This window comes from Paenarthrobacter sp. NPDC091669, from assembly GCF_044756725.1.
Taxonomy (GTDB): Bacteria; Actinomycetota; Actinomycetes; order Actinomycetales; family Micrococcaceae; genus Arthrobacter; species Arthrobacter bambusae_C.
The window spans coordinates 91589-104082 of the sequence record NZ_JBIVTK010000008.1; the positions used below are offsets into that span (position 1 = coordinate 91589).

The 12494-nt window shown below is 64.4% G+C and carries 13 protein-coding genes; 10 read left to right on the forward strand and 3 right to left on the reverse strand.

Annotated elements, in window-relative coordinates; genetic code table 11:
* Positions 1-46 precede the first annotated feature (46 nt).
* A complete protein-coding gene (locus tag ACIQLI_RS14725) occupies positions 47-1183 on the reverse strand; it encodes an ROK family protein (RefSeq protein WP_400389781.1) in 1137 nt (378 codons plus the stop codon).
* Positions 1184-1316: 133 nt separating this feature from the next.
* Between ACIQLI_RS14725 and ACIQLI_RS14730 the strand changes: the two genes are divergently transcribed.
* The 9 genes from ACIQLI_RS14730 to ACIQLI_RS14770 all read left to right on the forward strand — a co-directional run bounded on the left by ACIQLI_RS14730 (position 1317) and on the right by ACIQLI_RS14770 (position 10551).
* Positions 1317-2363 (forward strand): hydroxyacid dehydrogenase, encoded by a 1047-nt coding sequence (locus ACIQLI_RS14730; RefSeq protein WP_400389783.1) that lies wholly within the window; start codon positions 1317-1319, stop codon positions 2361-2363.
* 1 nt (position 2364) lies between these two features.
* Positions 2365-3711 (forward strand): sulfatase, encoded by a 1347-nt coding sequence (locus ACIQLI_RS14735; protein ID WP_400389786.1) that lies wholly within the window; start codon positions 2365-2367, stop codon positions 3709-3711.
* A gap of 5 nt (positions 3712-3716) precedes the next feature.
* A complete protein-coding gene (locus tag ACIQLI_RS14740) occupies positions 3717-5003 on the forward strand; it encodes an extracellular solute-binding protein (protein WP_400389789.1) in 1287 nt (428 codons plus the stop codon).
* 29 nt (positions 5004-5032) lie between these two features.
* A complete protein-coding gene (locus ACIQLI_RS14745; RefSeq protein WP_089596363.1) occupies positions 5033-5989 on the forward strand; it encodes a carbohydrate ABC transporter permease in 957 nt (318 codons plus the stop codon).
* Positions 5986-6873 (forward strand): carbohydrate ABC transporter permease, encoded by an 888-nt coding sequence (locus tag ACIQLI_RS14750; RefSeq protein ID WP_400389793.1) that lies wholly within the window; start codon positions 5986-5988, stop codon positions 6871-6873. Before ACIQLI_RS14745 ends, ACIQLI_RS14750 begins: the two co-directional genes overlap by 4 nt.
* The gene (locus ACIQLI_RS14755; RefSeq protein WP_400389796.1) at positions 6870-7790 is read left to right on the forward strand and encodes a Gfo/Idh/MocA family protein; all 921 of its coding nucleotides are present in this window, start codon (positions 6870-6872) and stop codon (positions 7788-7790) included. The genes ACIQLI_RS14750 and ACIQLI_RS14755 overlap by 4 nt, the downstream gene beginning before the upstream one ends.
* 79 nt (positions 7791-7869) lie before the next feature.
* Entirely contained in the window at positions 7870-8832 is a 963-nt protein-coding gene (locus ACIQLI_RS14760; RefSeq protein ID WP_400389799.1) for an ROK family protein, read from the forward strand.
* Positions 8833-8866: 34 nt separating this feature from the next.
* A complete protein-coding gene (locus ACIQLI_RS14765; protein WP_400389802.1) occupies positions 8867-9658 on the forward strand; it encodes a glucosamine-6-phosphate deaminase in 792 nt (263 codons plus the stop codon).
* 44 nt (positions 9659-9702) lie between these two features.
* On the forward strand, positions 9703-10551 hold the full coding sequence (locus ACIQLI_RS14770; RefSeq protein ID WP_354227531.1) for a CPBP family intramembrane glutamic endopeptidase: 849 nt from the start codon (positions 9703-9705) through the stop codon (positions 10549-10551).
* 207 nt (positions 10552-10758) lie between these two features.
* On the opposite strand, the gene ACIQLI_RS14775 is transcribed toward ACIQLI_RS14770, so the two are convergent.
* A complete protein-coding gene (locus ACIQLI_RS14775) occupies positions 10759-11367 on the reverse strand; it encodes a dihydrofolate reductase family protein (RefSeq protein ID WP_400389805.1) in 609 nt (202 codons plus the stop codon).
* A 117-nt stretch (positions 11368-11484) separates the two neighbouring features.
* On the opposite strand from ACIQLI_RS14775, the gene ACIQLI_RS14780 reads away from it, so the two are divergent.
* Complete coding sequence (locus tag ACIQLI_RS14780) at positions 11485-11991, forward strand: methyltransferase family protein (protein WP_400389808.1); 507 nt, start codon at positions 11485-11487, stop codon at positions 11989-11991.
* 22 nt (positions 11992-12013) lie between these two features.
* Here ACIQLI_RS14780 and ACIQLI_RS14785 read toward each other — a convergent pair whose 3' ends face one another.
* Complete coding sequence (locus ACIQLI_RS14785; RefSeq protein WP_400389811.1) at positions 12014-12343, reverse strand: PDDEXK nuclease domain-containing protein; 330 nt, start codon at positions 12341-12343, stop codon at positions 12014-12016.
* Positions 12344-12494: the final 151 nt, after the last annotated feature.

Below are 12494 nucleotides of genomic sequence, written 5' to 3' on the forward strand. Positions count from 1 at the left end.
AGGTAGCAGCAGATGCCATTTTGAGCTCTCGAAACGGCATCTGCTGCTACCCGGTTGGGCTGGCAGTGAACAGTCCCGCAAGCACCGAACAGGCAGCACCCCTGGCCAGCGCTACGGGATCCGCTATGGCGGTGTCAAATATTGGAGGCGGAGTATTCGCGTGGTCGTATTGGCGCAGGAACGCGTCCTTGGTCTGCTCGGCAAACGTGCCCAGAACGGCTTCGGGAGCGAACCCGGCCACCACCTGTCCGGGACCCAGGACCTTGGCCATGTTCGCCATGCCAATGCCCAAGTGAAGGGCTGCGTCGGCAATCAGTGCGGAGTCGCCGTCGGGGTCCAGCTGCCTGTCCTGGCCGCGTCGCTCCAGTTCACGCTGCATGCCCCAGAGGCTGCCGCGGGTCTCGAAGCAGTCCTCCGCGCCGCAGTGGCAGGGCCTGGCAGGCTCGGGACCGGTGATCGCCCGCGAATGGGCGAACCCTCCTGCCGAACCATTGAAGCCACGCTGGATACGGCCTTCAACCACGACGGCGGCTCCCAGGCTGGTGCCGACGCTGAAGATGAGCATCTCGCGGCCTGCAAAGACGTCGTCGAAAAGCAGCCCGCGTGTGTAGGCGTTGACGTAACTGTCGATGACGACGGGGTGTTCCGTGGCCTCTTCGAGGAGCTCTTGGAACGCTATGTCAGCCCAACTCATGGCCCCGCTGTGCCGCACCAGGCCACTTGCTTGGTCCACCACTCCGGATACGGCTGCCCCCACACCAATAAGCCTGGGCTCCCGGTCGCCTGCAGCAACGCGCACAGCCCTCGCCGCGGCTGCTGCGGCTTCGGCAGGTTCCGTGGATGCCAACGGCTCGCTGTGCGTGGCCACCACGTCACCGCGCAAATCGACGACGACGGCGTGCGCTTCCGTAGCGGACAACCTCACGCCAGCGGCGAAAACGCCCTCGCGGCCAAGTTCGAGCAGGCGGGCTGGCCTGCCGCCCGTGCTGGGCGCGATCTCGGATTCCACCAGAAGGCCCGAGTTGATGAGCTTGCCCGTAATCCCGGTGACGCTGGCAGCGCTCAAGCCGGTCTGGACAGTGATGGCGGCCCGGGAGACGGGCGATTGAGTCCGCACGACGTCGAGCACCAGGGCCTCGTTGATCTCACGGATCAGGGCCTTGCTGCCTGCACGTGGCTTCATTGCTGGTGGCTCCTGTTGTTGCGCGGCAAAGGATCCCACCCATTCTGGCATCCGTAGCGCGGTTGCTTTCACACTCTCCATGATACTTACTTTAGTCATTGACAAAATATATTGAAACTGGCAATCTCAACCCATGAACATCAACAACGGCGTTGCATCGACACCACCGCCACCCACCACCTCCCGGCCGAGGATTCTCCTGAGCATCCCGGACGTGGAACGGGCGGCCTTCATCTCCCCGGAAACCCACGCTGCGCTGAACCAGCTGGGCGAGGTCACCGCCATCGCACCGGCCCAGCTCCAGTCATTGGAGGCTTTCGCCGCCGCGGCAGCAGAGACAGACATTTTCATCACAGCCTGGGGCTTCCCCCGTCTCGACGCCGAACATCTGGCGGCGGCGCCGAACCTCATATGCGTCGTCCACGCCGCGTCTTCGCTGCACGCCCTTGTCAGCGACGCATTCTGGGCCGCCGGCATCCCCATCACCCAAGCGGGCGCAGCCATGGCCCCGGCCGTCGCCGAGCTCTCGCTCACCTTTACCCTGAGCCTGCTGCGCCGCGTGCACCAGCTCGATCACAGCCTCCGCTCCGGCACCAACTGGGACGATGCCCGCACCGTACCCAGGGCCCGTGAAATCTCCGGCGCCCGCATCGGCGTAGTCGGCGCCTCACGCACGGGCCGCCGCTATATCGACGCCTGCCGGGCACTCGGCGCCGAGGTACGTGTCTATGATCCGTACCTCCTCAAGGGGGATCCCCTCGCCGCCAGCTCCACCACCTTGCATGGCTTGATGGCAAACAGCGATGTCCTCGCCATCCACGCCCCCGCCACCAGTGAAACCGTGGGGCTGATCGGCGCTGCCGAACTCGCCCTGATGCCGGATGGGGCAGCATTCGTGAACACGGCCCGCTCCACCATCGTGGACATGGAAGCCCTCTACAAAGAGGTGCACTCGGGCCGGATTGACGCGGCGTTGGATGTCTTCGACGCCGAGCCCCTTCCCGTAGATGATCCTTGGCGCTCCCTGCCGAACGTGCTCCTCACTCCCCACCTCGGCGGCGCCACTGTTGACTCGCGGCGTCGGGCCGGCGGCATCGTCGTTGACGAACTCCGCCGCTTCATCAGCGGCCGGCCCCTGGAACACGCCCTCACCCGCACCGACCTCGAACGGATGGGCTGACATGCGCAACATCCTCTTGATCCACTGCCACGACCTCGGCCGTTTTCTGGGCACGTACGGAGTGGAAACGGTCTCAACCCCGCACTTGGACGCCCTGGCCGATGAGTCCGTGCTCTTCGAGCAAGCCTTCGCCACCGCTCCCCACTGCAGCCCGGCCCGGGCCTCCTTGTTCACCGGTACGTATCCCCAGACCAACGGTGTCCTCGGGCTGACGCACGAGCCCTTCGGCTGGGACCTCAAAGAGCCGAAAGACCACATCGCCTACAGGCTGAAGTCCGTCGGCTACCAAACCGAGCTCGTCGGCGTGCACCACGAATCACGGGTTTTGGCCGACGACGTGGTGGCCGGAAGGCTCGGTTTCGACCACGCCCGTACGGGAGGTGCCCGGGACGTCGTCGTGGATCGCGCCACTGACGCCCTGCGTCGGATGTCCGGCAGCGACCGGCCTTTCTACCTGCAGGTCGGCTTCACCGAGCCGCACCGGGTGCCCTCCGCAAGGGACCGCCCCGGGGTGATGGGGTTCCTGGCCGATGGCGTGGAACCGGACGTCTCCTTGGGGCATTCCGTTCCGGCCCATTTGGTGGACGATGCCGGTGCCCGCGAGGAAATCGCCGAGCTCCAGGGCGCGGTCAAACACATGGATGAAGGCGTCGGCAGCATCCTGGCGGAACTCGATTCGCTGGGCCTCCGCGACCAGACGCTGGTGCTGTTCACCACCGACCACGGACTTGCGCTGCCCCGCGCCAAATGCACCCTGTACGACGCCGGACTCGGCGTTGCGCTGATGCTTCGCCATCCCGGCAACGCGGCATGGTCCGGGAAACGCGTGACAGACATCGTCAGCCACGTGGATGTCCTGCCCACCTTGCTTGACCTGGCAGGACTGCCGACTCCCGACGGCCTCGCCGGAACAACCCTGCGGCCCGCCGTCGAAGCAGGCGAGGCCACGCGAACCCACTGTTTCAGCCAGCTGAGCTACCACACGTACTACGACCCCAAACGATCAGTGCGGACACCCACCCACAAACTGATCGTCAACTTTTCCAACGCACCACGCGCCATGGATCCCACACAATCCTGGATCCACCGCAGCCTCCCGGCGGACCTTGGCGGGCCCACCATCGGCACCAGCCCGGCGACGGAACTCTACGACCTCACCACAGACCCTGAGGAACTGGACAACATCGCCCGCCATCCGGAGCAGTCGGAAAACCTCAGGGATCTCTCCGCTGCCCTCTTCGACTGGATGCGGGAATGCGGCGACCCCCTCCTCACCGCCCCCGTAGCAGCCAGCCGCCACCTGCTCGCGCTCAGCGCGATCCAAGAAGCCACCCTCACCCGAAAGTAGCCACCATGTTCATTCGAAAGATGCACCGCACAGCTTTGGCGACAGCCGCCGTCGTCACCGCCGCCATGGCGCTCACCGCCTGCGGTTCCGCCGGTTCTACAACGTCCGACGGCGGCCAGGCCACCGGCAAGGTGACGCTCTGGATGTACCCCGTCATCAAGGACGAGACCGCCAGCAAGAAGTTCTGGCAGGACACCGAGGCCAGCTTCGAGAAGGCGAACCCTGGAATTGACCTGTCCATCGAACTCCAGACGTTCGACAAGCGGGACGCCCAGATCTCGGCGGCGTTGGCCGCGGGCTCGGGACCCGACGTCGTGCTCATTACGCCCGACCAGGCAGCCACCTACCGCAACGTGCGCGGGCTGCTGCCGGTGGACAAGGCCGTGGAGCAGGACAAGGACAGCTTCTATCCCGGCACGCTGGAGGCCGCGACGTTCGACGACGAAGTGTTCGGCGTTCCGCTGTTCCAGAACATCAACACCACCGCTTACAACACCAAGATCTTCGCGGACGCAGGAGTGCCGCTGCCCAAGACCTGGGATGACCTGCGCAGCGCGGCGCCGGTTCTGGCGAAGAAGGGCGTCGCCGTGATGGATTACGCCGGCAGCCCTGAACAGACGTTGAACCTGTCCTTCTATCCGCTGCTGTGGCAGGCCGGCGGAACGGTTTTCACCGATGATGCCAAGGACATCGCTTTTGATTCAGAGGCCGGTGTTTCGGCACTCCAGTTGCTGATTGACCTGAAGAAGCTCGGCGGCCTTCCCGCGGATGCGGCCACCGATGGACCCAAGGTTGAAGGTGCTCCGATCGCCACCGGCAAGGCCGCGATGCGGGCCACCACGTCGTTGCCGGAATTGAAGCAGATGCGCGCAGCACTCGGAGCCGAAAACGTTGCACTGGGCGCTCCGCTGCAAGGCAAAGTCCAGGCGACCTACGGCAACCCAGGTTTGCTGGCACTGACCTCCATCAACAAGAAGGAAAACCGGGAAGCCGCCTACAAGGTGATGAGCTACTTGAGCTCGGCCGAGTCCCAGAAGGCCCTCAATGCCGCCGCAGGAAACCTCCCCACCCGGACCGACGCCGCGGCATTGGGCACCGACCCGGACTCCCTGGCCATGGCAGAAGCTTTGAAGACCGCCAACCCCGGAGAATCGTCACCAGTTGCACGCCAGGTCATGGGTGCCCTCGCACCGAACATCCAAGCTGCCCTCCGCGGCGATGTCAGCGCCAAGGAAGCCCTTGACCGTGCTGCCAAAGAAGCCCGCGGCATCCTGCAGCGCTCGGCATCCTGAGCCCAGCCCAACCACCGATTGGTCACCCCATGTCTGTAAACACCCGCACCAGAACCACGCTGGCCGGCCGACATCCCGAGTTGACGGCGTCACCGCTCAAGCCTTTTGGGGCCAAGAAAGCCCGTAGCCGCGAGGCACTGGCCGGCATCCTCTTCGTCCTGCCCACCCTGGTCATTTTCGGTCTCTTCAAGTTCCTCCCCATCTTCGGGGCCGGTGCCATGAGCCTGACCGAGTACAGCCTCAACGGCGACTTCGAATTCCTGGGCGCAGACAACTACACCCGGTTGGCTGCTGATCCCAACTTCTGGCAAAGCCTCAAGGTGACGCTCCTGTACGTGGCGATCTTCGTCCCGTTCATCATCGCCGTATCGCTGGCCGGCGCCGTCCTCCTGGACAAACTGGTCAGGTTCACCGGGACTTTCCGGGCCCTGCTGTTCATCCCCTACCTCAGCTCATTCGTCATGGCCGGCATCATCTGGACGTGGATCTTCTCCACGGACGGTCCGCTGAATGCAGCATTGGTTGGCCTGGGCATGGGCCCCGTCCCCTTCACGTCCGGGCCCCAACTGCTGGTCCTGCTCTCCCTGGCCGTGGTGTCCGTATGGAAAGGCTTCGGCTACTCCATGCTGATCTTCCTGGCCGGGCTCAAAGCACAACCGGCCGAAGTCCACGAGGCTGCGCGTATTGACGGAGCCGGCGCTTGGAAATCGTTCTGGTACGTCACGCTGCCGCTGCTCAAGCCCGTGGTGTTCTTTGTCCTGGTCATCGAGACCATCGTGGGATTCCAAGTGTTCGACACCATCTACGTCATGACCGGAGGCGGACCCGCCCGGGCCAGCCACAGCCTCATCTACTTCCTGTTCGACGAAGGATTCAAGTTCTTCGACTTCGGCTATGCCTCGGCCATTGGCGTGGTGCTGTTCGTCATCGTGCTCATCCTCTCGCTCATCCAGCAGCGCTTCTTCGAAGGTAAGGACTCCAAGTGACTGCCACTCTGCCTGCTCCCGCCGCTGGGCAACGGCCCGCCACTGGCCCCGCCCCGCGCAGCCCCCGCCGCAGCACCGAAAAACGCCGCCAGCGCACCTTGACCTGGGTGCTGGCAGTGATCTCACTCTTCACAGTGGCGCCCCTGATTGCCGTTGCCGTGCTGGCCCTCTCCCCGGAGGATGCCCCCACGCTCCCCTACGCGTTGCCGCCATCTCTGACGTTGGACAACATTGTGCGCATCTTCAACGTGGGCGAATTCCCGCTCTGGCTCTGGAACTCGTTCCTGTACTCGGCGGTGTCCGTGGTGGTTGTCCTGCTGACGGCTTCCATGGCCGCCTACGCACTGGCCCGCAAACGCTTCCCCGGCCGTAACGCGTTGCTGTGGGCCATCATCGCCACCATGATGGTGCCCGTCCAGGCCACGCTGATCCCCACCTTCATCCTCATCTCCAAGATGGGCGGCGTGGACACCCTGTGGGGTTTGATCCTGCCCACGCTGGCCAACGCCCAAGCGATTTTCCTCATCCGCCAGTTCGTCCGTGACATGCCGGAGGAACTGTTCGACGCCGCCCGCATTGACGGTGCCGGCGAATGGCGGACCTTCTGGCAGATCGTGCTCCCCCTGATCCGTCCCGTCCTGGCAACCCTGGCCATTTTCGTCTTCCTGTGGCATTGGAACGACCTCCTGTGGCCGCTGGTGGTGGGCCAGTCTGACGCTGCCCGGACGCTCACAGTGGGATTGGCAACGTTGAACACCGAGACAGCCTCCACGTCCAACGTCATGGCCGCAACGCTGGTCAGCTTCATCCCCTGCCTGGTGATTTTCGCCCTCCTGCAGAAGCACATCGTCGCCAGCATCACGCACAGCGGGGTGAAGGGATGACGCCTGTTGCGCCTATCCGTTTCGGCCTCGTTGGCGTCGACTCCCCGCACGCGCCGTCGTTTACCCGCCTCTTCGGCAACGGTTCCGACGGCGTGGTCCCCGGCGGCACGGTGACGCACGCCTGGAAGGGGGAATCGGCGTCGGACTTTCCGTTGAGCCGCGACCGGATCGACGCCTTCACTGACGAGGTGTGTGGGCTGGGCGTCACCCTGTGCGACTCGCCGGAAGAGGTGGCCGAGGCTTGTGACGCCCTGCTGATCGTGTCCTCGGATGCGCGGACGCACCCACGCTATTTTGAGCGCGTAGTGCGGTTCGGCAAGCCGGTCTATGTGGACACGCGGTTCGCTCCCACCCTGACTGAGGCCCGGACCATGCTCGCCCAGGCGCAGGCCTCCGGAACATTGGTCCTGGCCGGCAGTCCCAAGCGGTTCACACCGGAGTTCCAAGCCGCGCTGTCCGGCGTGCGGCGTCAGTCCGTTACCTTGGACGGCCCCCTGCCTACTCAGCCCGGCCACCCTGGCCTGGCCTGGTACGGCGTGCATTTGGTGGACCTCGCAGTAGCCGCACTCGGTGCCGGTCCGGAGACTGTAACGGTCGACGCCGGGAGGCCGGGTACGCCGGGCGGCGCCACCACGGTGAGGGTGCAGTGGGGAGACGGCCGCGAGGTCGCAATGACGGGGGAAGCGGCCTGGAGCCCGTTCACTATGGGGCGCATCGAATCCGAGGGCGGCTGTTCCGAGTTCTCGATCGAAGCCGGCCCGCCCATGCTGGTGGGCCTCTTGGAGGGGATCGTAAACTCCGTCCGCAGCGGGATACCGAACGTACCTCTGCGGGAGATCCTCAGCATTGTGGCGATCGTGGAAGCCGCCAACAAAAGCCTGGAAGCCGGCCGCCCCGTCCCCCTTTCACCCAACTAAGTAGCAGCAGATGCCCTTTTGAGCACCCAAAACGACATCTGCTGCGACCTACTTGGGTGCCAAACCCGAAAGATCACTGATGACACTGAGCTCCACCCCCGTCTTGCCCACCCCGCACTCGGCTGAGCCCTCAGCTACGCGGACGGTGAGGATCGGCGTCGACATCGGCGGCACCAAGATCGAAGCGGTCGCCATCGATCAGGACTGCACGGTCCTGCACACCGTCCGCCGTCCCACCGGGTTCGGGAATGAAGCGCTGCTCAGCTCACTCTTCGGCGTCCTCGACGAGTTGCGCGGCGCGGAAAGCCTGGCGAACTGCACTGTGTCCGGGCTGGGCATTGGAATTCCCGGAACGGTTAATACGGAGTCCGGGTATGTAGCCAATGCCGTAAATGTTGGCGTTGCCGGCTTGGCCCTCGGCAGCCTGGTGGAGACTGAGCAGGGACTGCCGGTAGCGGTGGAGAACGACGTCAATGCCGCCGCCATCGGCGCCCACTACTTGCTGGCAGACGCCTCCGGTTCCAGCGCCTACCTCAATCTCGGCACCGGGCTGGCGGCAGGCTACGTCAGCAACGGCGTCGTGGTCCGTGGCACGTCCGGAGCTGCGGGCGAAATTGGGCACCTCCCCCTCGGGCTGCAGGGCGAGGAATGTCCCTGCGGCCAGGCAGGTTGCCTTGAACTGATCGCATCAGGTTCGGGCATCGCCCGTCAGTGGAGCAGCGACGGCCAGTGGCCCGCCGTCTCGCTGTTCGAGGCAGCGCTCGACGGCGACCCCGTCGCCAAAGTTGTTCAGCAGCGGTTCTTTGAAGGTGTTGCCACAGCCATCCGAATCCTCGGGCTGACTTACGACCCCTCCCCCATCTACATTGGCGGCGGCTTGAACGCCCTCGGACAGCCACTTCTCAGCGGTATCCAGCGGGAGCTTGCCCGGTTCAGCGCTCCCTCCCCCTTCCTTTCCGGCTTGGCGCTTGGGGACCGTGTCCAGTTGGTTCCGCCCGGGCTCTCCATTGGCTCTGTCGGTGCGGCGATCGCCGCCGACTAGCAGCGTCCCTTACCCGTTACTCAAAGGAAAACCCATGGCAGAAGTCATCATTGTCCGCGACCCCATCGAGGCAGGAAGCGTTGCCGCGTCGATCTTCGCGCAGCAGATCACCACGAACCCCGCCACCGTGCTGGGCTTGGCAACTGGTTCCACGCCGCTGACCACCTACGCTGCGCTGGCTGCCGCAGTCACGGAAGGGACCATCGACGTCTCGGGAGTGCGTGGCTTCGCCTTGGACGAGTACCTCGGCGTCCCACCGGAGCACCCCGAGAGCTACCGCTCGGTGATCACCCGCGAGGTAGTGGAACCTTTGGGCCTCAATCCGGACCAAGTGTGGACGCCGCGGGGCACTGGCCCTGACATCACCCAAGCCGGAGCAGAGTATGAAGCCCTGATTTCCGAGGCCGGCGGCATCGACCTGCAAATACTGGGCATCGGGTCCAACGGGCATGTGGGGTTCAACGAGCCCGGGTCCTCCCTGGCGTCCACCACCCGCATCAAGGCCCTGGCCGAGCAAACGCGTAAGGACAACGCACGGTTCTTCAGCTCTCCGGAAGAGGTCCCTACCCACTGCATCACCCAGGGCTTGGGAACCATCCTCCGGGCCAGGCAATTGGTCCTCTTGGCCTTTGGAGCAAACAAGGCGCAGGCCGTTGCAGCTGCGTTGGAGGGGCCGGTCTCGTCCGCCGTGCCGGGCTCGGTCATTCAGCAGCATCCGCGGGCCACGGTGATCATCGACGAAGCAGCTGCAGCGGGCTTGGCACACGCCGAGTACTACCGGCACGCCTGGCGATCGGCGCAGGGCCTTCATGAAGTAGATTTCTGATCGGGGGCATGCCGCTCCCCTTTGCGCAAAAAAGGGAGCTCTACGTGGACCAGACCGTCCATTCATCGCGTTGGAAAGCATTCTGGGACAAGGGTGGATGGTGGCGGGCCATCCTGCTAACCGTGCTCTATATGGCGATCTACCTTGGCGCCGGCCTGGTCATCGGGACCGCTGCGGGCGACCAGGTGGTGGCTGAGGACATCTTCCGCACGCCTCAGAGCGTCTTCGTCGGCCTGACTCTGTCGTTGATTGTTGGCAGCGTGGCCCTGGCTGCCTTTGTGTACTCCGTGAAGTGGTTCAAACCGCTGTTCGCTCCGCAACCTGTTAAGGGGAGCTGGTGGATGTGGGTAGCTCCGTTCTTCCTGCTGGCCGCGATCGTGCTGCGCTTCCTGGGCATCAACTACAGCAGCTACCAGGCCTCCGTTGTGGTGATTACGCTTCTCACGGGCTTACTGATCGGTTTTGCCGAAGAGATCCTGACCCGCGGAATTGTGGTGAAGATGCTGCGCGACTCTGGAAAGTCCGAATGGGTAGTCATGGTGCTGTCCTCCCTGGTGTTTGCCCTGATGCACTCTGCCAACGCCCTGTCCGGTATGCCGATCCTCACCGTGCTGCTGACCATCGTGTTCACGTTCGGCTTCGGCATCTGCATGTACCTGACCCTGCGGGTCACTGGCAACCTCATCTGGCCCATGATCCTGCACGCCCTCTACGACCCCACGCTCTTCCTGTCCACAGGCGGGATCGACCAGGCTGCTGCCGGTCCCCAGAGCCCGCTGGTATTGATGGCCGGCCCTGCCAACATGGTCTACATCCTGATCGCCGTCGTGGCCTTGATTGTGGTGCGGGGACGTGCGCAGCGCTCACCGCTCGCGGTTCCCGCGGCACTATAGAGCAGGCAAAACAGAAGCGGGGGGGGGGGGGGGGGGGCCCCCCCCCCCCCCCCCGCGGTTTGGGTGGGGGGGGTGGGGGGGCCGGCCGCCCGGCCCCCGGGGGGGGGGCCCGCGGCAATTTCGCCCCCCCCACCCCCGGGGGGGGGGGGGGGGGGGCCCCCCCCCCCCCCCACGCTTCTGTTTTGCTTGGCTGTAGTTGGTGCGCCGCTACGCCTGGCTGATGTCGATGCCCGTCACGGGTGCGCCCGCGCGCTCGTAGACGAGCGCAACAGCGCCTTTCGAGAACCCCTGCGGCGGCTGAGCCAAGCGGAACGCAGCGGGCACACCGGCACCGTCCGGGAACAGCCGTTTACCCGAGCCGAACGTGAGTGGGTAGAGGTAGAGGTTCAGCCGGTCTACGAGGTCGGCTTCGAGGAGTGACCGGGCGAGGTCGCCGCTGCCGATCACGTGGATGTCCTGGAATCGGTCCTTCAAGGCTCCCACCTCCGCAACGTCCGACAACGGTGTGGTCCCCGTCCAGTCTGGATCCGTCAGGGTCCTCGAGACAACGAACTTTGGCAGGGCATTGAAGGTGTCGGCAATGTGGTCGCTTTGGTTGGGCCAATACCCGGCAAAGATGTCGTACGTCTTGCGGCCCAGCAGGAGCGCATCCATCCGATCGATGCCTGCGACGATCGCGTCACCGCTTTCCTGATCTGAATATGCCGCCTGCCAACCGCCGAACTCGAAGCCGCCCGAACGGTCCTCGTCCGGGCCGCCGGGCGCTTGATACACGCCGTCGAGGGTGATGAAAAGGTCAACGGAGAGAATTCCCATGGTGTGCTCCTCTTGGTGAGTTTTTCCAGGCCGCTCTTTGATGCGCGCCATCCTAGTCCGGACGCCGAGTTGGCGGGAGGGTCGCGAGCTACGCCGAGCGGGACTATTCTGGCGGGCATGGCACAGGCAGGCTCGCCGGTACGTGCATGGATCGGGACGGTTCTCTTCCTGTTCCTCGCCCCTGGCATCGTGGCAGGACTCATTCCCGGACTGATCTCCGGCTGGCGTTGGTTCGACTGGGGCCGAGCGTGGTTGGTGGTGGTGATCGCGTGGATCGCTGTTACCGCGGGCGCCGCGTTCCTTCTGCACGCCTTCGCTTTATTTGCCCTTCAGCGCGGAACGCCCGCTCCTGTCGCTCCGACCGAGATGCTGGTGGTGACGGGAGCCTACCGCTATGTGCGCAATCCTATGTACATCGCCGTCGTCAGCATGATCCTCGGCCAGGCTTTGCTGTTCGGGAGTTGGGGACTGGTGATCTATGCAGTGATTGTCCTCGCCACGGTGTTCGCGTTTGTGAAGGGCTACGAGGAACCAACCCTCACCGAGACCTACGGCGAGCAATACCTGAGCTACCGACGCAATGTCCGCGGGTGGTGGCCGCGGCTCACGCCGTGGCGGGAGTGACTTCAATTGTTGGCGTTACCGCCTAAGCGTGTTCGGCCTGTCCCTCGTCAGGTTCTGCCCATTCGAGGGCAGCGACCAGGTGGCTTTCGTTGGGCAGGGCTTGCTGTTCGGAGGCCGGGAGCTTGTCGTATGTATAGGCGGCGACTGCCATGGGTGAGGTTGACCGCCCGAGGCTGTACCTGACGCTGCGGTCGTTCTTAGTGCCGCAGATCAGGATGCCAATCGTTTCGTTGTGATGCTCCCGGCGAAGCATGTCATCCACCAGGGCAACGTAAAAGTTCAGCTTGCCAGCGTACTCAGGCTGGAACTTTCCTGTCTTGAGCTCCACGACGACGTAGCCCGTTAACCGCACTAAGCTGCGCCAATCCCCACAGTGGGATAAGCCAGATCCTTGCACCCGGCTGCGGCATTGAGACTACCCAGACGTGCCTCAGGCGATTTCTTGGACGGCCGGTACGGAAGCGCCCGAGGTTGGGTCTCGTCAATCCCCGGCTAAGTGGAGG